Source organism: Streptomyces sp. NPDC094034 (genome assembly GCF_040303865.1).
Taxonomy (GTDB): domain Bacteria; phylum Actinomycetota; class Actinomycetes; order Streptomycetales; family Streptomycetaceae; genus Streptomyces.
Genome location: NZ_JBEOUD010000077.1, coordinates 1 through 20,189, shown reverse-complemented (window position 1 = coordinate 20,189; position 20,189 = coordinate 1). Strand labels below are relative to the sequence as shown.

Sequence of the window (20,189 nt, the reverse complement as noted above, 5' to 3'; positions counted from 1 at the left end):
CGAGGGTTTCGAGGTCTGTCGTCACAAACGGACTAACGAGACCCTCGCTTCATGCACCCGAAAACTTCGGACTTACTCATCTAGGTCCTGTCCGGTCGATCTTCGCGGGCCCGCCGCGCCCCATGCGGGCGCTGTGCCGCCCGGGACACGTTCCGTCACCGGAAATGGCGACGCCGGGCAGCCACGGGGGGAGCTGCCCGGCGTCGGTCCGTCGCTCCGACGGGGGATGCGGAGCGCACTCCAAGTATGTCACGGGCAACGGGGTGCCGTGCACCGGAACTTCACGATTGATCTGAGCTTTTCTTGAGCTTCGCGGAGTGTTATGTACCGCTTGGCCGCTCCCCCTCGGCAGCCGTGGCGCCGGTGTCCGCCACGACAGGTTCCACAGGGGCCGCGATCATTGTACGGGCCGGCGGGTCAAGATGGGTCGAGGGCAGTGAAGTGACGTTCTCCCGGCCCCCGTTGGCGATCACCACGGCCACATACGGCAGCAGCATCCCCAGGGCGAGCGCCACGATCGCGACCGGCCGCTGCACGTTCCACAGAGCCACGGTCGCGATCACCGCGAGCGTCCGCACGACCATCGAGATCACATAACGGCGCTGCCGGCCGCGCACATCCTCGGCGAGCCCCCGCCGGGCCTCCGTGATCCGGAAAACCTCCGTGCCGCCCCGCTTGCGCACCACGTTGCCACCACCCGATTCCCTGCCGGACGCTCCCCGGACCGGACCCGGTCAACGGTACGCCGGGACCCCGGCGCCCACGAGAGCGGGGGCTCTCCCATCCTCGCCGATATCGCCCATCCCGCCACGTACGGCCGTGTCCGGCATGCGCCATATGGCGGATCGCCGCACACTGGCGATCACGCGCAGATAGCGCCGCGTGAGGAGGCGACCATGAGCTGGTTGTGGGTCATCATCGTGGGTCTGGTGCTCGGCCTGATCGCGCGGGCCATCATCCCGGGCAAGCAGCACATCCCCCTGTGGCTGACGATCGTGTGCGGCATTCTGGGCAGCTTCCTCGGCAACGCGGTCGCGGGCTGGATCGGCGTCGCGGAGACCAGGGGAGTGGACTGGATCCGCCATCTGCTCCAGCTGATCGGGGCCATCGTCGTCGTCTTCCTCGCCGAGAGACTCTGGCATGTGGTCCGCGGCAGCAAGGACAAGCGGGGCAGTCGCCAGAGAGCCTGAACCGGACACCCATCCGGACACCGGTCCGGACAGGACAGGGCGGGACGGTTACGGCCGGGAACGCGCACGCGTTCCCGGCCGCAGCCGAGTCCCGGGCGTCAGCCGGAGGTGGTGACCTCCACCGCGGCCAGATTCCTCTTGCCCCTGCGCAGCACCAGCCAGCGGCCGTGCAGCAACTCCGTACGGTCCGGTACGGCGTCGCCGTCGGAGACCTTGACGTTGTTCACGTAGGCCCCGCCCTCCTTCACCGTACGGCGGGCCGCCGACTTGCTCGGCGCCAGACCCGTCTCGGCGAACAGATCGACCACCGACGCCGGCTCGGTGACCTCGGCGCGGGGCAGCTCGGAGAGCGCCGCGCTCAGCGTTGCCTCGTCGAGCCCCGCCAGCTCACCCTGGCCGAACAGCGCCCGGGACGCCGCGACGACCGCCGCGCACTGCTCGGCGCCGTGGACGAGCGTCGTCAGCTCCTCCGCCAGCGCCCGCTGGGCCGCGCGGGCCTGCGGACGCTCCGCGGTCGCCAGCTCCAGCTCCGTCAGCTCCGCCTGGTTCTTGAAGCTGAGGATGCGGCTGTACGCGGAGATGTCACGGTCGTCCACGTTCAGCCAGAACTGGTAGAAGGCGTACGGCGTGGTCATCTCCGGGTCGAGCCAGACGGCCCCGCCCTCGGTCTTGCCGAACTTGGTCCCGTCCGCCTTCGTCATCAGCGGCGTCGCCAGCGCGTGTACGGTGGCGCCCGGCTCCAAGCGGTGGATCAGATCGAGACCCGCGGTGAGATTGCCCCACTGGTCGCTGCCGCCCTGCTGGAGGACACAGCCGTAGCGGCGGTACAGCTCCAGGAAGTCCATGCTCTGGAGCAGCTGGTAGCTGAACTCCGTGTAGCTGATGCCCTCGTCGGACTCCAGCCGCCTGGCGATGGAGTCCTTCGTGAGCATCTTGTTCACCCGGAAGTGCTTGCCGATGTCCCGCAGGAACTCGATCGCGGACAGCGACGCGGTCCAGTCCAGGTTGTTGACCATGGTCGCGGCGTTCGGACCCTCGAAGTCCAGGAACGGCTCGATCTGGGACCGCAGCCGCCGCACCCAGCCGGCGACCGTCTCCGGGTCGTTCAGCGTCCGCTCGGCGGTCGGCCGGGGATCGCCGATCTGACCGGTGGCCCCGCCCACCAGCGCCAGCGGCCGGTGCCCGGCCCGCTGGAGCCTGCGTACGGTCAGCACCTGCACGAGATGTCCGACATGCAGGCTGGGCGCCGTGGGATCGAAACCGCAATAGAACGTGACGGGACCGTCCGCGAGCGCCTTACGCAAAGCGTCCTCGTCAGTGGACTGGGCGAACAGCCCGCGCCACTTCAGCTCGTCGACGATGTCCGTCACGGTCGTTTCTCTCCTCGAACGGTTCAAACAGTTCACTGGGATGTACTACCGGCCAAGTGTATGGGGGTCATACTCCCCGGCTGACCGAGCTCATATTGAAATCGGGGATACGCAGGGCGGGCATCGCGGCCCGGGTGAACCAGTCGCCCCACTCGCGCGGCAGCGCCTTCTCCGTACGCCCGGCCTCCGAGGCCCGCGACAGCAGATCGACCGGCGACTCGTTGAACCGGAAGTTGTTCACCTCGCCGGTGACCTCGCCGTTCTCGACGAGATAGACACCGTCCCTGGTCAGCCCGGTGAGCAGTAGCGTCGCCGGATCGACCTCGCGGATGTACCAGAGGCAGGTCAGCAGCAGCCCGCGCTCGGTGCCGCCGACCATCTCCTCCAGCGAGCGCTCGCCCCCGCCGTCCAGGATCAGATTGCCGATACCGGGCGCGACCGGCAGCCCGGTCAGCGCCGCGCTGTGCCGGGTGGTGATCAGGCGCGCCAGCTCGCCGTCCCGTACCCAGTCCGTCGCCGTCAGCGGCAGACCGTTGTCGAAGACGGAGGCGTCATCTCCGGAAGAGTGCGCGATCACGAACGGCGCGGACTCCAGACCGGGCTCGTGCGGGTCGCTGCGCAGGGTCAGCGGCAGCTCGGAGAGCTTCTCGCCGACGCGGGTGCCGCCGCCGGGGCGGGAGAAGACCGTACGGCCCTCCGCCGCGTCACGGGCGGTCGAGGACCACAGCTGGTAGATCAGCAGATCGGCCACGGCGGTCGGCGGCAGCAGCGTCTCGTACCGGCCCGCGGGCAGCTCGGTCTTCCGCTCCGCCCAGGCCAGCCGGCGCGCCAGCTCGCTGTCGAGGGCGGCCGGGTCCACATCCTTGAAGTCCCGGGTGGACCGGCCCGCCCAGGCCGAGCGGGTGCGGTCGGGCGATTTGGCGTTGAGCTCAAGCGTGCCGCTCGGCTGGTCGTGGCGCAGCCGTACGCCCGTGGACGTACCGAGATAGGTCGAGGTCAGCTCATGGTTGGCGAACCCGTACAGCTCCCGGCCGCCGGCCCGGGCCCGGGCGAACGACTCACCGAGCGCGGGCGCGAAGTCCGCGAAGACGGCGGAGGTGGTCTCGGCGGGCGCGTCGGTGAAGTCCCCCGACGCCTGCCCCGCGTCGACCAGCGGCCGGGCGTCCTCGGCGGGCCCGGCCGCGCGCGCGGCGGCCTCGGCGGCCCGTACGAGCGGCTCCAGATCACCGGCGGTGACGGCGGAGCGCGACACGACACCGGACGCGGTGCCCTGCGAGCCGTCGACGGTCGCGATGACGGTCAGCGTCCTGCCCCGGGTGACGCCGTTGGTCGTCAGCGCGTTGCCCGCCCAGCGCAGATTGGCGGAGGACTGCTCGTCGGCGATGACCACGCAGCCGTCGGCGGTGGACAGTTCGAGGGCGCGCTCGACGATCTCGTGCGGCTTGCTGATACGGCTGCTGGTCGTCTCGTTCATCGGCCCGCCTCCTGCGTGGTGTTGAGACTGTGCTGTTCCGGGGGGCAACCCCCGGACCCCCGGCCGGTGGTGGCGGCCCCGCTCATCGTCCGGCCTCCTGCGTGGTGTTGAGGATGTTGACGCCGCGGAAGAGGGCGGAGGGGCAGCCGTGGGAGACCGCGGCCACCTGCCCCGGCTGGGCCTTGCCGCAGTTGAACGCGCCGCCCAGCACATACGTCTGCGGTCCGCCGACCGCCTCCATCGAGCCCCAGAAGTCCGTGGTCGTCGCCTGGTACGCGACATCCCGCAGCTGGCCGGCCAGCTTGCCGTTCTCGATACGGAAGAACCGCTGCCCGGTGAACTGGAAGTTGTAGCGCTGCATGTCGATCGACCACGACCGGTCGCCGACCACATAGATCCCGCGCTCCACCCCGCCGATCAGATCCTCCGTGCTCAGCCCGCCCGGATCCGGCCGCAGCGACACATTCGCCATGCGCTGTACGGGCACATGGCCCGGCGAGTCCGCGTACGCGCAGCCGTTGGAGCGGCCGAGACCGGTGAGCTTCGCGATCCTGCGGTCCAGCTGGTAGCCGACGAGCGTGCCGTCCTTGACCAGGTCCCACGACTGCGCCTCGACGCCCTCGTCGTCGTAGCCGATGGTGGCGAGACCGTGCTCGGCGGTCCTGTCGCCCGTCACGTTCATCACCGAGGAGCCGTACGCCAACGTCCCGAGCTGGTCGAACGTGGCGAACGAGGTCCCCGCGTACGCCGCCTCGTACCCCAGGGCGCGGTCCAGCTCGGTGGCGTGGCCGATCGACTCGTGAATCGTCAGCCACAGATTGGACGGATCGACGACCAGGTCGTACGTGCCCGCGTCGACACTCGGCGCGCGCATCTTCTCGGCGAGCAGCCCGGGGACGCGCTCCAGCTCGGCGTCCCAGTCCCAGCCGGTCCCGGTGAGATATTCCCAGCCCCGGCCGACCGGCGGGGCGATCGTGCGCATCGAGTCGAACTCGCCGCTCTCACTGTCGACCGCCACGGCGGTGAGCTGTGGATGGAGCCTGACCCGCTGCTGGGTGGTGACCGTACCCGCCGTGTCCGCGTAGAACTTGTTCTCGTGGACGGCGAGCAGCGAGGCGTCCACATGCGCCACGCCCTCGGCCCGCAGCAGCCGTCCGCTCCACTCCGCCAGGAGCCCGCTCTTCTCCTCGTCGGGTACCTCGAACGGGTCGATCTCATACGCCGACACCCAGGTCTTCTCGGCGTGCACCGGCTCCTCGGCCAGCTCGACGCGCTCGTCGGAACCGGCGGCGGAGATCACCTTCGCGGACAGCTTGGCCATCGCCACGGCCTGTCCCGCGACCCGCGCCGCCGCGTCCATGGAGAGATCGACCCCGGACGCGAAACCCCAGGCGCCCCCGTGCACCACCCGGACCGCGTAGCCGAGATCCGTGGTGTCCGACGAGCCGGCGGGCTTGCCGTCCCGCAGCCGCAGGGCCGCGCCGCGCACCCGCTCGAAGCGGAAGTCGGCATGGTCGGCGCCGAGCGCCCGCGCCCTGGCGAGCGCGGCGTCGGCGAGCGCCCGTAGCGGCAGTGCCGTGAAGGCTTCGTCGATGGAATGAGGCACTGATGTCTCCTGTCGTCGAGACTGGTCGACCTGATCATGTCGTGTCGGCGGCCCGTTGCCCACCACTTTCTGTAGGGATCCAACAGGGTCCTCATCGAGGCGCTGTCAGGGGTCGCTTCTCCGCGACGGGCACGGTACCGATAGGTTTTCGATGTGCCAGACACCTCGAAGACCGCTAGGGAAAGGCCCATCCGTTGAGCCGCTCGGTTCTCGTTACCGGAGGAAACCGGGGCATCGGCCTCGCCATCGCCCTCGCCTTCGCCGAAAACGGTGACAAGGTCGCCATCACATACCGGTCCGGGGAGCCGCCGCGGGCCCTGACGGAGCTGGGCTGCCTGGCGGTCCGCTGCGACATCACCGACAGTGAGCAGGTGGAGCAGGCCTACAAGGAGATCGAGGAGAAGCACGGTCCCGTGGAGGTGCTGGTGGCCAACGCCGGTATCACCAAGGACCAGTTGCTGATGCGGATGTCCGAGGAGGACTTCGCCTCCGTGCTCGACACCAACCTCACCGGCACCTTCCGGGTCGTCAAGCGCGCCAACCGCGCCATGCTGCGCGCCAAGAAGGGCCGGGTCGTACTGATCTCCTCGGTGGTCGGGCTGCTCGGCTCGGCGGGGCAGGCCAACTACGCGGCCTCCAAGGCCGGGCTGGTGGGTTTCGCCCGCTCCCTCGCCCGCGAACTGGGCTCGCGGAACATCACCTTCAATGTCGTCGCGCCCGGCTTCGTCGACACCGATATGACGAAGGTGCTCACGGACGAGCAGCGCGCGGGCATCGTCTCGCAGGTACCGCTCGGCCGCTATGCGCAGCCGGAGGAGATCGCCGCGACGGTGCGGTTCCTCGCCTCCGACGACGCCTCGTACATCACTGGAGCCGTCATTCCCGTTGACGGCGGATTGGGCATGGGTCACTGATCACATGAGTGGAATCCTCGCCGGCAAGACCATTCTCGTCACGGGTGTTCTCACCGAGTCGTCCATCGCCTTCCACGCCGCCAAGGTGGCGCAGGAGGAGGGCGCGGAGGTCATCCTCACCGGCTTCGGCCGGCTCACGCTCGTCGAGCGCATCGCGAAGCGGCTGCCCAAGCCCGCCCCGGTCATCGAGCTGGACGTCACCAACCAGGAGCACCTGGACGGGCTGGCCGACCGGATCCGTGAGCACCAGGGCGAAGGCGGGGCCGGACTCGACGGCATCGTGCACTCGATCGCCTTCGGGCCGCAGGGCGCCTTCAACTTCCTTGAGGGCACGTGGGAGGACGTCTCCACGGCGGTGCACGTCTCGGCGTACTCCCTGAAGTCGCTCACCATGGCCTGCCTGCCCCTGATGGCGCGCGGCGGTTCGGTCGTCGGCCTCACCTTCGACGCGCAGTTCGCCTGGCCCAAGTACGACTGGATGGGCGTCGCCAAGGCGGCCCTGGAGTCCACCAACCGCTACCTCGCGCGTGACCTGGGTGCGCGGAACATCCGCTGCAATCTGATCTCGGCCGGTCCGCTCAAGTCGATGGCGGCCAAGTCGATTCCGGGCTTCGAGACCTTCGCGGACGTCTGGAACGAGCGTGCCGCGATCCACTGGGACCTCTCGGACCCGGAGCCGGCCGGCCGCGGTGTCGTCGGTCTCCTGTCGGACTTCTTCCCGAAGACCACGGGCGAGATCGTCCATGTCGACGGTGGCGTGCACATGATGGGCGCCTGACGCCCGTACCGTACGCGGACCCCGGAAGCCGCGCGACCGTCCAGGAGACGGCGCGCGGCTTCCGTACGTTTCACGCCAGGACGTGCCGGCCGTGTCCGCCTGATTTGTCCGCCCGAGTCGAAAAGAGCGGCGACGCACCGCACACTGAGCGAACCGGGATCGTCCGGTCATCGTGGGCCAGGAGGTGTGTGCGCATGCGCCCGCTGCGTCGCCGTACGACAGCGCTCACGACGGCCGCCCTGCTCACGACGGGACTCGCGGTCACCCTGACCGGCGCCCCGGGCGCCGGAGCCGCCGCGAACCCCGGCGAATCCGACCGCTTCCACGCCTCCTGCCGTACGACGGTGGAGGGCTCGCGCGCCACCGTGTTCTGTCACAACCCGTATCCGGAGACCGACCGGATACGGCTGCATGTGGAGTGCGCGCGCTGGTGGGACATCGACGCCGACAGCGCGCCCGTGGATCTCGAACCGGCCGGGTACGCCGAGCTGACCAACCGGTGCTGGAAGGAGATACGCGAGGTGTGGGTCACCCATGAGCGGCCCTGACGGGCTTCCCCGCCGACAGGCTTCTCTGCTGACGGGCTCCACTGCTCACGGGCTTCCCCGCTGTCAGGTTTTCCACCGACGGGCTTTCCGCACAGGCCTCCCGCACAGGCTTCCCGTACCGGGCGAGGCTCAGACTCGTTCCCCCCGGCAGTCGAGGCCATAGCCTGCGGCTTCGGCCCCCGCCGTCTCCGCGTCGCCCGCCCGGATCGCCGCCACCAGCCGCGCGTGGTCCATATGCTTCTCCGGCCGCAGCTCCCGCCCCACGTAGTCGCGGAGCTGGTCGCGCAACAGATGGCCCAGATCCGCGTAGACGGCGGTCAGCACATCGTTGTGCGAGGCGGCGACGACCGCCATGTGCAGACTCGCGTCGGCCCCGACGAACACCTCCGCGTCGCCCGAGTTCCATGCCTCCTCGCGCCGGGCGAGCAGCGCGTCCAGTTGCCGCAGATCCCGCTCCGTACGGCGTTCCGCCGCCATCCGCGCGGCCGACGACTCCAGCGTGGAACGCAGCTCCACGACATGCCTCGGATCGGCGGACGCGAACCTGCGGTGCATCACCCCCGCCAGCTCGCTGGTCGCGATGACATACGTCCCCGAGCCTTGCCGGATGTCCAGCAGTCCGTTGTGGGCGAGCGCGCGCACCGCCTCACGGACGGTGTTACGGGCCACGCCGAGCAGCTCGACCAGCTCCGGTTCGGTGGGGATACGTGAGCCCACCGGCCATTCGCCCGAGGTGATCTGATTCCGCAGCTCGCTGATCACCTGGTCGGAGAGCGCGGAGCGGCGGGGAGAGTTCAGCGGCATGGTGCTCCTCGTCTGTGGACAACCAATCATCCCATGATTCTATGATGGCCCCATGCCCGATGAGCCGCACACACAGATACAGCGGATACAGCTGCCCTCGCCGGCGACCCCCGGGTCACGGGCGCCTACGAAAACCCGCGGCCGAACGCCGTCCGCGTCCACCGACTCCCCGGGGCCGGTGGCCGGAGTCTGGCTCACCCGGCTTCTCGTCGTCGGACTCGTCCTCGCCGCCGTCAATCTCCGCCCCGCCATCACCAGCCTCGGCGCGCTCCTCGAAGAGGTACGGGACGGGCTGCACATGAGCGGGAGCGTCGCGGGTGTCCTCACCTCCGTACCGCCGTTCTGTTTCGCGCTCTTCGGCTTCGCGGCCCCCCGGCTGGCCCGGCGCTTCGGCCCGGGCGCGGTCGTCTGCGCGGGCATGGCGGCGATCGCCGCGGGGCTGCTGATCCGTCCCTTCGCCGGCGGCACGGCCGGCTTCCTCGCCGCGAGCGCGCTCGCGCTCATGGGTATCGCCGTCGGCAATGTGCTGATGCCGGTGATCGTCAAGCGGTACTTCCCCGCTCGCGTCGGCACGATGACCGGGCTGTACTCGATGGCCCTGGCGCTCGGCACGGCCGTCGCGGCCGCCGTGACCGTCCCGATGACCGAGGCTCTGGGGGGCAGTTGGCGTACGGGGCTCGGGGTGTGGGCCGTGCTCGCCGCACTCGCGGTAGTGCCCTGGCTGGGTCTCGTACGCGATCGAGGCGGCGCGGCGTCGGCCTCACGGTCTCCCTCGCCCGATCTCCCGGCCCCGGCGTCGGCCCCGGCGTCGGCTTCGGTCCCGGCCTCGGTCTCGGCTTCGGCTTCGGTCTCGGCTTCGGCTTCGGAGTTTTCGGAGCTGAGGCTCGTGCGCAGCCGTACCGCCTGGGGGCTCGCCTGTTTCTTCGGCCTCCAGGCCACCGGCGCGTACATCATCATGGGCTGGATGCCGCAGATCTTCCGCGACGCGGGGATCTCGGCGGGCACGGCCGGGCTGCTGCTCGCCGTGATCATGGTGATGGGGGTGCCGCTGGCCTTCGTGATCCCCCGGGTGGCCGCGCGCATGAAGAACCAGGGCCCGATCGTCATCGCCCTGGGCCTCTGCGGACTGGGCGCCTACGCGGGCCTGTACGTCGCCCCGGCCGAGGGCGCCTGGGTCTGGGCCGTGCTGCTGGGGATCTCGGGCTGCTCCTTCCCGCTGGCCCTCACCATGATCGGCATGCGCTCCAGGACCGGCGCGGGCGTCGTACGCCTCTCCGCCTTCGCCCAGAGCACCGGCTATCTGATCTCGATCCCGGGCCCGCTGCTGGTCGGTGTGCTGTACCAGCACACCGGTGGTCCGGGGCTGCCGATCGCACTGATGGCGATGTTCCTGCTGCCCCAGATGGTGGCGGGCGTCATGGCGGGCAGGGACCGGACGATAGAGGACGAGGCCCGGATGCGAGACTGACCGTATGCCAGTACTTGACCCGAATCCCCAGAACGGCCAGCGGAAGCTGCTCCTCGTGTTCGGCACGATCATCGGCATCATGGTGATCATCAGCATCATCGCCACCATCGCCAGTCCCTGATCCTTTGGGACGGGGTGGGGCTAGCACCACCGTCCCCTAGGGGGTCAGGGTCAGGGTCGAGTGGGTGGGTCACCGGATGGGATCCGGGAGCCATGATCCGTAGGTTTGAGGTACCTCGACAACCGCAGACCTACGGAGGCGGCCATGCCGGCCCGAACCCGCTCCCGGTCCCATCCGCCCGCCTCCTCCGACCGCGTCGAGATCCGGCTGCCGTGGTGGTCCATGGCGCTGCCCGCCGTCGCCTTCGTCGTACTGTTCCTGCTGGTGGCGGATCCGGGCCAGGCGCACGCGGCGACCGACGACGCCACGGTGGGCCGGATCCTGGAGCACATTCATCTGACCTTGGGCCGGTAGTGCGGGACCGTCACCGGGAGCGTTCACCCGTGCTGGGGCCGTGCGTCAACACCCTGCGCCCGATGGCGCGTTTCATGCGAAGCTGGAATGCATGAGCGTCGAAACTGCCCGCAGGATCGTCCTACTCCGGCACGCGAAGGCCGACTGGCCGGACGTGTCCGATCACGAACGGCCGCTCGCCGATCGCGGCCGCGCGGATGCCTCCGTGGCCGGCCGACGGCTGGCCGAAACCGGTATCTCCGTCGACCTGGCTCTCTGCTCGACCTCGCTCAGGACCCGCGAGACCTGGAAGCTGGCGGTGCAGGAGCTGCCGCAGCGTCCCAGGACCGTGTACGAGGAGCGCGTCTACGATGCCAGCCTCGGTGAACTCATCGCGCTGCTGAACGAGACGCCCGACGAGGTGAACGATCTGCTACTCGTCGGTCACAACCCGGGTACGCACGCACTGGCCGACGCGCTCTCGAACGAGGGGGAGGGCAACACCCTCGCCCGGATGAACAGGAGCGGATTCCCGACCGCGTCCTTCGCCGTGATCGTCTTCAGCGGCGACTGGAAGTCGGTGGAGCACGGCGTGGGCAAGCTCGTCGATTTCTGGAGCCCGCACGACTGACCCGGCCGGCGGCCGGTCCGGCAGGACCGGGCGCCCCGTACACAGGACCGGGCGCCCCGTACATCCGTCCATCTGTCCGCGCACGTTCATGGCGAAGGCCCCGGCACACGCACTGTGTGCCGGGGCCTTCCCGCGTACGGTCAGCCGTCCTCGCCGTCCGCCGCCTCGACCTCTTCCCGGGTGATGCCCAGCAGATAGAGCACGGTGTCCAGGAACGGCACATTCACCGCCGTGTGGGCGGCCTTGCGGACGACGGGCTTGGCGTTGAAGGCCACGCCGAGCCCCGCCGCGTTCAGCATGTCGAGATCGTTCGCGCCGTCGCCGATCGCGACGGTCTGCGCCAGCGGCACCCCCGCCTCGGCCGCGAACCGGCGCAGCAGCCGCGCCTTGCCCGCACGGTCCACGATCTCGCCCACCACACGTCCGGTGAGCTTGCCGTCCACGATCTCCAGCGTGTTGGCGGCGGCGAAATCCAGCCCGAGCTGCTGCTGGAGCGCGTCGGTGACCTGGGTGAATCCACCGGAGACGACACCGACTTGGTAACCGAGCCGCTTGAGCGTACGGATCAGGGTGCGGGCGCCGGGGGTGAGCCGGACCTCGGCCCGTACCTTCTCCACCACCGACGCGTCCAGCCCGGCCAGCAGTGCGACCCGGGCGTGCAGGGACTGTTCGAAGTCGAGCTCCCCGAGCATCGCCCGGGAGGTGACCTCGGCGACCTCCGCCTCGCAGCCGGCGTGGGCCGCGAAGAGCTCGATGACCTCGTCCTGGATCAGGGTCGAGTCGACATCCATCACCACCAGCCGCTGGGCCCGGCGGTGCAGTCCGGCCGAGACGACGGCGACATCGACGCCGATCTCGGATCCGGTGGTGGCCAGCGCGGTGCGCAGCGGTTCGGTCTCCACGCCGGAGACCGCGAACTCCACGGCGGTGACCGGGTATTTCGCCAGCCGGAAGATCCGGTCGATATTGCCACCGGTCCCGGTGATGGTGGCCGCTATGACCGCCGTCGACTCGGCGGTCAGCGGATTGCCGAGCACCGTGACATGGGAACGGCCGCTGCCGCGCGGCCGGTTGTCACCGGTGCCCGAGATGATCTCGGCCTGGAGCTTGAGCGATTCCGTCCAGCTGTGCACGGTCGCGCGCAGCTCGCCCTCGCTGGTGCCGCCCGCGGTCGGCGCGGTGATCAGCGCGCACAGGACGATTCGGCCACGGGTGACGACCTGCTCGATGTCGATCACATCGACGGAGTAGGCGGCGAGGGTGTCGAAGAGCCCGGCGGTGATCCCGGGGCGGTCCTTCCCGAAGATCTTGACGAGGAGGGTGGGGACGTCTGCGGTCCGAGGGGGCTGCGATGCGCTCATGGTGCTTCCACCGTATCGGGCGGATCGCCGGTGCGCGCTGTCTGTCCCGCGTACCGGACAGCCCCCGGAACGGGTCCGCCCGCAGGTCCGTGACGGTGGCGTGAAGTCGGCTTACGGCGGGTGTCCTGGCGGCCTACACCGGCTGAAGACCGAGTGCCGTCGAACGGCGCCGCCGGCTCACGGGCCCCTGTTGTCACCGAGACCGCGATCGGTGATCCCCGTCGGCTTCGTCCCCGCCGAGGGTCCCTTCCGCGCCGCCCCGTACACGCCGTTACGAGCTTGTGCCGATACCGCACCTGTCCCGGCTTTCAAACCTGGCTGCGTCCCTGAAATAGTTCCCCCCGATGTTCGCCATCCCTAGACTCCCTGCGCGGGGGAATTCGGGGGACAACAAGTGGGGCATGGAGTGCCGGAACTCGTACTGGAATTGAACGGAAGGACCTGGACGCTCGATCCGTCCAGGACATACACCCTGGGACGTGATCCCCAGGGCGACCTGGCGATCGACGACGCCAGGGTCTCGTGGCGGCATGCCACCATCAGCTGGGGGAACCGTGGTTGGGTCATCGAGGACCACGGCAGTACCAACGGTACGTATGTACAGGGCCGGCGCGTTCAGCAGTCGGAGATCGGTCCCGGCTCCGCCGTCCATCTCGGCAACGCCACCGACGGGCCCCGGCTGAGCCTCACCGGCGCGGCGGCTCAGCAGGTCCCGGCTCAGCAGGCGCCGCGGGATCAGGGCTGGCAGCAGGCCCCGTACCAGGGACAGCCCCAGCACCAGGCACCGCCCCAGCACCAAGGACAGCCGCAGCACCAGGCGCAGCCGCAGCACCAAGGACAGCCGCAGCACCAGGCACCGCAGCAGGCACATGTGCGGGAGCAGGGGTACATACCTCCGGGGCAGCACGGTCAGGTACCGCACCAGCGGGGCGCGGGGGCCCCGTCGGCCCACGGCGACCGCAGCCCGACCACCTTCCACCAGTTCTCGCTCGGCCGGGTCATGCGCATCGGCCGCGCCCTGGAAAACGAGTTGGTCGTCTCCGACCTCCAGGTCTCGCGTCTGCACGCCGAGTTCACGGCGGCGCCCGACGGCCGCTTCGAGATCCGTGATCTCGGATCCCACAACGGCACCTATGTCAACGGTCAGCCGATCGCCAAGTCCGGCACCGTACTGCTCGGCCCGAACGACATCGTCGGCGTCGGTCACTCGACCTTCCGTATCGTCGGTGACCGGCTCGAAGAGTTCGTCGACACCGGCGATGTGTCCTTCTCCGCCCGTCATCTCACGGTGACGGTCGACGGTGGCAAGCAGATCCTCAAGGACGTCTCCTTCGGCGTCCCCGAGAAATCGCTGATCGCGGTCATCGGCCCCTCGGGCTCCGGGAAGTCCACCCTGCTCAAGGCGCTCACCGGCTACCGCCCCGCCGACCAGGGCGATGTCCTCTACGACAACCGGAATCTCTACAAGCAATTCGCCGAGCTGCGCCAGCGCATCGGTCTGGTCCCGCAGGACGACATCCTGCACAAGGAACTGACCGTGAAGAAGGCGCTCAAATACGCCGCCAAGCTCCGCTTCCCCGGCGACACCGCCGAGGCCGAGCGCGAGGCGAGGATCGGCGAGGTCCTCGGCGAGCTGAAGCTCGACATCCACAAGGACAAGAAGATCACCTCGCTCTCCGGCGGCCAGCGCAAGCGCGTGTCCGTGGCCCTGGAGCTGCTGACGAAGCCGTCGCTGATCTTCCTTGACGAGCCGACCTCCGGCCTCGACCCGGGCATGGACCGCGATGTCATGCAGCTGCTGCGCGGCCTCGCCGACGACGGCCGTACGGTCCTGGTCGTCACCCACTCCGTGGCCGAGCTGGCGAGCTGCGACAAACTGCTCGTGATGGCGCCGGGCGGCTCCGTGGCGTACTTCGGCCCGCCCGAGGAAGCGCTCAACTTCTTCGGCTACAGCACGTGGGCCGATGTCTTCTCGGCCTTCGAGAACTACCGCGACTACGACTGGGCGGGCCGCTGGCGCAGCTCGCAGCACTACCAGCTGTACGCCGCCGACATCGACTCCGTCGCCGCGCAGTCCGTGGCCATGCCGACGGCACAGCGGATGCGCCCGCCGAAGCCCCAGAGCTGGGGATCCCAGCTCCTGACACTGATCCGCCGCTATGTCTCGGTGATCGCGTCCGACAAGGGCTTCATGGCACTGATGGTGATCCTGCCCGTCGTGCTCGGTGTGGTCAGCGTCGTCGTCCCGGCGAAGTTCGGCCTCGGCCCGGCCGAGGCGCCCGCCAGGTTCAACGGCGCCGCGGGCACGATCCTGCTGATCCTCACGGTCGGTATGTGCTTCGCGGGCGCGGCCAACTCCGTCCGTGAGCTGATCAAGGAACGGGTGATCTACGAACGGGAACGGGCCACCGGCCTCTCCCGATCCGCCTATCTGATGTCCAAGGTCATCACACTCGGAGTGATCACGGCATTCCAGGGCGTGATCATCTGCGGTATCGGCTTCGCGCCCCGCGCGCTGCCCGCGGAGGGCCTGCTCATGCCGCCGGCCGTCGAACTGTGTCTCGTGATGATCGCCCTCGGCCTCACTTCGATGATGTTCGGCCTGGTCATCTCCTCGCTGGTGAAGACCGCCGAGAAGACGATGCCGCTGCTGGTCATGTTCGCGATCGTCCAGATCGTCTTCACCGGTGTCATCTTCCAGATCTATGACTCACCCGGCCTGGAGCAGTTCGCCTGGCTGATGCCGTCGCGCTGGGCCATCGCGGGCGCCGGCACCACGCTCAACCTCTCCACGCTGATGGCGCCCTGGGACCCGGACAACCCCACCAACCTGGACCCGCTGTGGGAACACTCGGCGGGCCAGTGGGGCATCAACATCTCGGTCCTGCTGCTCATCGGTGTCGTCTGCGGCTTCGCGGTGGCGCGTCTGCTGCGCCGCCACGAACCGGAGGTCATGCGCAACTAGGTCCGGACAGGGCCTAGGTCCAACCAGGTCCAACTAGGTCTCGACCAGGCCCTGTCCGTCCGGGCAGAACCCGGCCGGGCACCGCCGTACGCGCACGCCGAAGGGCGGCACCCCGCACATGGGGTGCCGCCCTCCGGCGTTCTGCGTGTGGTGCGCCTCCAGCGCGCCGGGCCCTGCTGGGCTCAGTAGGCGCTGTTGACGTTGTCCATCGAGCCGTACCGGTCCGCGGCGTAGTTGGCCGCGGCCACGATGTTGGCGACCGGGTCGTAGATGTCGAACGGGGTGCCCTTGACGTGGTACGCCTTGAACGTCGGCGGGATGACCTGGAGCAGGCCCTTCGACGGGATGCCGTTCCGGGCGTTGATGTCCCAGAGGTTGATCGCCTTCGGGTTACCGCTCGACTCACGGATGATGTTGCGGTGCAGACCCTCGTACGAGCCGGGGATCTTGTGCTTCTTCATGATGTCCAGCGACTCCCTGATCCAGCCGTCCAGGTTGTTCTTGTAGACGGGCTTACGGACGGTGGAGCGGTTGGCGGCCTCGTCGGCGCGCTTCTTCGCGTCGGCCTTCGCCTTCGCGACGGCCTCTTCGGCCTTCGTCTTCTCCGACGCCGTCTTCTGGACCACGGACTGAATCTTGGCCGCGGTGTCGGGGCTGCTGAACTGCTTGGCGATGATCGCGCTCACGGCGGGGGTCTTGGCGTTGTCCGTCGCCGACGTCGACACCGTGGAGGTGGCGCGGGACTGGACGGGGGCCTGGGACTCGGCGGCGACAGCCGTGGTGGGAACCAGGGAGAACGTGACCGCGGCGACTCCGGCGGCGGCGACGCCGACCATGGAAGCCTTCTGGGTCTTGTTCAGGCGACTGAGACCAGGGGTGCGTGACGAGAACATAGAGACGAACCTCTTCGAGTAGCGGGAGTCGCGGAGGCCGGACGGCCAGCCTGCTCGGGCGGCGACGTCGGCAATTCTTAGCGGTCGCAAAATGCTCTGGCAAAGGTGTGACGTACGACCCCGCATAGTGGAGCGGGGCGCCTCCACGGCGCCCCGCTCCCCGCTTATCTCAAGCTCACACCCCTCTTCTTGGTCGACTAGCGGAGTTCGTAAGTGATGTGCGTCCTATGCCCGGGCTCACATCGAGGGCACGGCGACATGACACGGTGTTGCTTCAGCAACGCGAACTGTGAACGGTCTCCGCCGGGAGGAGGAGATGGACGTCCCCGAACTCGTGCCAGAGGTAGAGCCCGCGCAGGGCCTCCTCGTATCCCCTGGTCAGAGCCGCCCGCCCGGCGATGGCCGCCAGCATCAGCAGATGCGAGGCCTCGGGCTCGTGCAGCCCGGTCAGCAGTCCGTCCACCACCCGCACCCCGCGCTGGGGCGTGATCACCAGATCCGTCCAGCCAGTGGCCGCCCGCACCACCCCGTCCGGCCCCGCCGCGGACTCCAGGGCCCGCACGGCCGTCGTCCCGACCGCGATGATCCTGCCCCCGTCCGCCGCCACCGCGTTCACCAGCAGGGCCGTGCTCCGCGGCACCTCGAAGCGCTCCGGGTACGGCGGCTCGTGCGCCTCGGCCGACGCCACCCCCGTATGCAGCGTGATCGGCGCGAACCGCACACCCCGGCTCCTCAGCTCCGCCACCAGCGACGCGGTGAAGGGCCGCCCCGCGCTCGGCATCTCCGCGGAACCGGCGCCGTCGGGCGAGCGGCGCGCGAAGACGGTCTGGTACGCGGAGAGCGGCTGGTCCCGGTCCGTGTACCCGTACCGGATCGGCCGGCCGTGGCGGCTCAGCAGCCCCGGTACGTCCGGCTGAGAGACCCGCGCCCACCAGAGCCGGGACCCCCCGGGGGCCAGTGGCTCGTCCAGTACGAGGTGCTCCCCGCCCGGCAGCCGGACCACCGCCCCCGCCGGACCCCCGGCGTGCGGCAGCGTGGTCCCCCCGGCGCTGTCCCGCCGCGGTGTGCGCAGCTCGACCGCCCACCGGCCGTCGTCACCCCGCGTCGAGAAGTGCACGACGATCGGTTCGCCACCCGGATCGGGCCCCAGCCGTCCGCTGACGGCCGCGGGCAGCGTCGCGGACGTATTGACCACCAGCACGTCCCCGGCCCGCAGCTGCCCGGGCAGCCCCCGGAAGGCGTGGTGCGTGACGCTCATGCCCCGGGAGACCAGCAGCCGTACGTCGTCCCTGCCCGACCCGCGCTGCTCCGCCGGGACCCGCGCCGACAGCTCCTCGGGCACCCGGAGCGCCGGCAGGACGTTCACCTCGGCTCCAGCAGCGCGGGGGCCGCGTACCGGCCGCTCACCGGGCGCCGCTCCAGCAGCCGCAGGAAGCCGGGCACCACCGACGCCGGCTCGGGGCGCGGGTCCGGGTCGTCCGGCACGGCCGCGGCGTACAGATCCGTCCCCATGTCGCCCGGATCCACCGTCCACACCCGCAGCTCCGGTTCCTCGACCGCGAGCACGGCGGCGAGATGGTCCAGCGCCGCCTTGGACGCGCCGTAACCGCCCCAGGTCTCGTACGCCTCCGCCGCCGCGTCGGAACTCACCGCGATCACCGCGCCCACGGCACTCGCCCGCAGCAGCGGCAGCGCCTCCTGCACCAGCCCCAGCGCCGCCACCACATTGGTCTCCAGCGCCGTCCGCAGCCCGTCGAGCGGCAGCGCGTCCAGCCGTACCAGCGGCTCCGCGCCCAGCGCGCTCGCGTTGCTCACCACCAGATCGAGCGCCCCCAGCTCCGCCGCCGCGGCCACCAGCGCCGCGCGGTGCCCGGCGTCCGTGACATCGCCGCTGATCGCCGTGACCCGGGTCCCGTGCGCCGAGACCACGGCCGCCGCCTCGTCCAGTACGCGCGGGGTCCTGGCGTCCAGCACCAGATCCCAGCCGCGCCGGGCCAGCGCGTCGGCCAGCGCGCGCCCCAGTCCCTTGGAAGCCCCTGTGATGATCGCTACCGGCATGATGTCCGCTCCTTCTCCCGCACGCGCCCGTTCCCGCCTGACGAGCCCAACGTAGGAAGGGGACGGCCCCCGCCGCCTCATGCGCCGGGACCGTCCCACCAGGGCACTTCGTCCTACTCCCGCCGTCGGATGACCTAGTACTGCAACGGTGTTTGTGCTGATGGGTGGGCAGTTTCAGGGGCTGTGTCCGCGTCGTGCGTAGTGACTGATGCGGGCTTGGTGCTGTCGTTGTCGGCGCCAGTGTGACCAGTGCAGGACGTGGTCGACGGGTGGTGGTCGTCGGCGGGTGAGGCGGTGAATCAGGCGTCGGATCTCGGCGAGGCTGAGGCGGATGAGCTGGGAGGATCCGTTTCTGCTTTCCCGATGTCCTGCTCGCGGGCCCGCAGGACGGTCAGACTGGCGTGGGCTGCCATGGCCAGGGTGATGTGGCGGTACCAGCCGGGACAGCGGCGGACCTGGTAGTCGTCCAGACCGCACTCCTGTTTCGCGGTCTGGAAGCATTCCTCAACCGCCCACCGGCTGCCCGCGATCCGAATCAGCTCATCCATGGTGGTGTCAGCCGGACAATAGGCAATGTAGTAGGAGATCCGCTCGGGCCGGCTGACGCTGCGGCGGGCGATCACCCAGTGCCGACGGTCCTCGCGGTGCCAGGGCCGCACCTCGACGCGGGCCCAGTCATAGACGCGCTGCCCGTGGGACCCGGCACCACACGAGCGACGCTTCCACTTCTGGCGGGACAGACCGGCAAACAGATCGTGAACGGGGTGGTCGAGCGCCCAGCGGGTGACGACCGTGTCATGGCGGGTGGTGGCCATGACATGGAAGACGTCGGCCTGCTCCAGCTCGTGTCGCCAGCCTTTGCTGAAGCCGTAGGCGGCATCCGCCGTCACCCAGCCGAACGGAATCCGGTCCGCGACGGCCCGGCGGACCATCGCCTTGGCCATGACCACCTTGGTCTCGAAGCCGACGTCATCGCCGATGCCGGCCCGCCGGCACCGCTCACGGTCATCGGTCCACGAAGTGGGCAGATACAGACGCCGGTCGATCAGCGTGCGTCCGTGCGGGGACGCGTAGGCCAGGAAGACACCGATCTGGCAGTTCTCCGTCCGCCCCGCGGTGCCGGAGTACTGCCGCTGCACCCCCGCCGAGCGGACCCCTTTCTTCAAGAAGCCGGTGTCGTCGACGATCAGTACCGCATCCCGGTGCCCGAGATGCTCGACCACATAGTCACGCACGTCAGCCAGGACGTCGTCAGCGTCCCAGTCGATCCGGTTCAGCAGCCGGTGAATGCGGTCCGGCGCCGCATGGCCCGCCTCCTCTGCCAGCGTCCAGCCGTTCTTCCGCTCCAGAGGAGCGATCAGCCCCCGCATGTACGCGAGCGCAGACTCACGCGGCTCCGTCCTGGAGAACCGATGCACGAACCGTTCATGCAACCGCCCCAGTTCACCCGCCCACAAACCCACATCAGCAACATCCCCACCCATGACCACATCAACGACGGCACCTGGCCATCAGTCACGGAAAGGACCGTTGCAGTACTAGGTCCTTTCGTCCGGATCCGGCCCGATCCCAACGAAAGGACCTAGGTCCTGTCCGGTCGATCTTCGCGGGCCCGCGACGCCTGGCACCGCACCTCGCCGCGTTGTCGGAGTCGCCCAAGTACGTCCAGTACATG

Annotated in this window: 19 protein-coding genes; 9 read left to right on the top strand and 10 right to left on the bottom strand. The window is 69.5% G+C overall.

From position 1 onward, the window contains the following. Positions 1-320: 320 nt before the first annotated feature. Positions 321-683 (bottom strand): DUF3099 domain-containing protein, encoded by a 363-nt coding sequence (locus tag ABTZ59_RS35845; protein ID WP_351425026.1) that lies wholly within the window; start codon positions 681-683, stop codon positions 321-323. 213 nt (positions 684-896) lie between these two features. Here ABTZ59_RS35845 and ABTZ59_RS35840 point away from each other — a divergent pair, with 213 nt between their 5' ends. Continuing rightward, positions 897-1,190, top strand: coding sequence for a GlsB/YeaQ/YmgE family stress response membrane protein (locus ABTZ59_RS35840; RefSeq protein ID WP_351425023.1), 294 nt, complete (start codon positions 897-899; stop codon positions 1,188-1,190). 98 nt (positions 1,191-1,288) lie between these two features. Here ABTZ59_RS35840 and tyrS read toward each other — a convergent pair whose 3' ends face one another. The 3 genes from tyrS to ABTZ59_RS35825 all read right to left on the bottom strand — a co-directional run bounded on the left by tyrS (position 1,289) and on the right by ABTZ59_RS35825 (position 5,640). Next, positions 1,289-2,560, bottom strand: coding sequence for a tyrosine--tRNA ligase (tyrS, locus tag ABTZ59_RS35835; RefSeq protein WP_351425020.1), 1,272 nt, complete (start codon positions 2,558-2,560; stop codon positions 1,289-1,291). A 67-nt stretch (positions 2,561-2,627) separates the two neighbouring features. Next, positions 2,628-4,034 (bottom strand): metallopeptidase TldD-related protein, encoded by a 1,407-nt coding sequence (locus tag ABTZ59_RS35830; protein ID WP_351425013.1) that lies wholly within the window; start codon positions 4,032-4,034, stop codon positions 2,628-2,630. Positions 4,035-4,116: 82 nt separating this feature from the next. After that, positions 4,117-5,640, bottom strand: a complete 1,524-nt coding sequence (locus ABTZ59_RS35825; RefSeq protein WP_351425006.1) for a TldD/PmbA family protein — start codon at positions 5,638-5,640, stop codon at positions 4,117-4,119. A 194-nt stretch (positions 5,641-5,834) separates the two neighbouring features. Here ABTZ59_RS35825 and fabG point away from each other — a divergent pair, with 194 nt between their 5' ends. The 3 genes from fabG (at position 5,835) to ABTZ59_RS35810 (ending at position 7,880) form a co-directional block, all read left to right on the top strand. Then, entirely contained in the window at positions 5,835-6,554 is a 720-nt protein-coding gene (fabG, locus tag ABTZ59_RS35820) for a 3-oxoacyl-[acyl-carrier-protein] reductase (RefSeq protein ID WP_351425000.1), read from the top strand. A gap of 4 nt (positions 6,555-6,558) precedes the next feature. Next, positions 6,559-7,332 (top strand): enoyl-ACP reductase FabI, encoded by a 774-nt coding sequence (fabI, locus tag ABTZ59_RS35815; protein WP_351424995.1) that lies wholly within the window; start codon positions 6,559-6,561, stop codon positions 7,330-7,332. Between the two features lie 194 nt (positions 7,333-7,526). Further along, on the top strand, positions 7,527-7,880 hold the full coding sequence (locus ABTZ59_RS35810; protein ID WP_351424986.1) for a hypothetical protein: 354 nt from the start codon (positions 7,527-7,529) through the stop codon (positions 7,878-7,880). A gap of 129 nt (positions 7,881-8,009) precedes the next feature. On the opposite strand, the gene ABTZ59_RS35805 is transcribed toward ABTZ59_RS35810, so the two are convergent. Continuing rightward, positions 8,010-8,684 (bottom strand): FadR/GntR family transcriptional regulator, encoded by a 675-nt coding sequence (locus ABTZ59_RS35805; RefSeq protein WP_351424983.1) that lies wholly within the window; start codon positions 8,682-8,684, stop codon positions 8,010-8,012. A 52-nt stretch (positions 8,685-8,736) separates the two neighbouring features. Between ABTZ59_RS35805 and ABTZ59_RS35800 the strand changes: the two genes are divergently transcribed. The 4 genes from ABTZ59_RS35800 (at position 8,737) to ABTZ59_RS35785 (ending at position 11,237) form a co-directional block, all read left to right on the top strand. Then, positions 8,737-10,152, top strand: a complete 1,416-nt coding sequence (locus ABTZ59_RS35800) for a CynX/NimT family MFS transporter (RefSeq protein ID WP_351424978.1) — start codon at positions 8,737-8,739, stop codon at positions 10,150-10,152. Between the two features lie 4 nt (positions 10,153-10,156). Next, a complete protein-coding gene (locus ABTZ59_RS35795) occupies positions 10,157-10,273 on the top strand; it encodes an SGM_5486 family transporter-associated protein (protein WP_283958703.1) in 117 nt (38 codons plus the stop codon). A gap of 144 nt (positions 10,274-10,417) precedes the next feature. After that, positions 10,418-10,627, top strand: coding sequence for a hypothetical protein (locus ABTZ59_RS35790; RefSeq protein ID WP_351424974.1), 210 nt, complete (start codon positions 10,418-10,420; stop codon positions 10,625-10,627). A gap of 91 nt (positions 10,628-10,718) precedes the next feature. Further along, positions 10,719-11,237 (top strand): SixA phosphatase family protein, encoded by a 519-nt coding sequence (locus tag ABTZ59_RS35785; protein WP_351424971.1) that lies wholly within the window; start codon positions 10,719-10,721, stop codon positions 11,235-11,237. 140 nt (positions 11,238-11,377) lie between these two features. Here the strand turns inward: ABTZ59_RS35785 and serB are convergent, their stop codons facing one another. Beyond that, positions 11,378-12,598: a phosphoserine phosphatase SerB gene (gene serB / locus ABTZ59_RS35780; RefSeq protein WP_351424968.1), complete on the bottom strand. Its 1,221-nt coding sequence runs from the start codon at positions 12,596-12,598 to the stop codon at positions 11,378-11,380. Positions 12,599-13,004: 406 nt separating this feature from the next. On the opposite strand from serB, the gene ABTZ59_RS35775 reads away from it, so the two are divergent. Then, positions 13,005-15,563, top strand: a complete 2,559-nt coding sequence (locus ABTZ59_RS35775) for an ABC transporter ATP-binding protein/permease (protein ID WP_351424963.1) — start codon at positions 13,005-13,007, stop codon at positions 15,561-15,563. 182 nt (positions 15,564-15,745) lie between these two features. On the opposite strand, the gene ABTZ59_RS35770 is transcribed toward ABTZ59_RS35775, so the two are convergent. The 4 genes from ABTZ59_RS35770 to ABTZ59_RS35755 all read right to left on the bottom strand — a co-directional run bounded on the left by ABTZ59_RS35770 (position 15,746) and on the right by ABTZ59_RS35755 (position 19,998). After that, the gene (locus tag ABTZ59_RS35770) at positions 15,746-16,456 is read right to left on the bottom strand and encodes a transglycosylase SLT domain-containing protein (RefSeq protein WP_351424955.1); all 711 of its coding nucleotides are present in this window, start codon (positions 16,454-16,456) and stop codon (positions 15,746-15,748) included. A gap of 274 nt (positions 16,457-16,730) precedes the next feature. Beyond that, the gene (locus ABTZ59_RS35765) at positions 16,731-17,822 is read right to left on the bottom strand and encodes an S-adenosylmethionine:tRNA ribosyltransferase-isomerase (RefSeq protein WP_351424952.1); all 1,092 of its coding nucleotides are present in this window, start codon (positions 17,820-17,822) and stop codon (positions 16,731-16,733) included. Then, positions 17,819-18,514, bottom strand: coding sequence for an SDR family NAD(P)-dependent oxidoreductase (locus ABTZ59_RS35760; protein ID WP_351424945.1), 696 nt, complete (start codon positions 18,512-18,514; stop codon positions 17,819-17,821). Before ABTZ59_RS35760 ends, ABTZ59_RS35765 begins: the two co-directional genes overlap by 4 nt. A gap of 299 nt (positions 18,515-18,813) precedes the next feature. After that, positions 18,814-19,998, bottom strand: a complete 1,185-nt coding sequence (locus ABTZ59_RS35755; protein WP_351424940.1) for an IS701 family transposase — start codon at positions 19,996-19,998, stop codon at positions 18,814-18,816. Positions 19,999-20,189 lie beyond the last annotated feature (191 nt).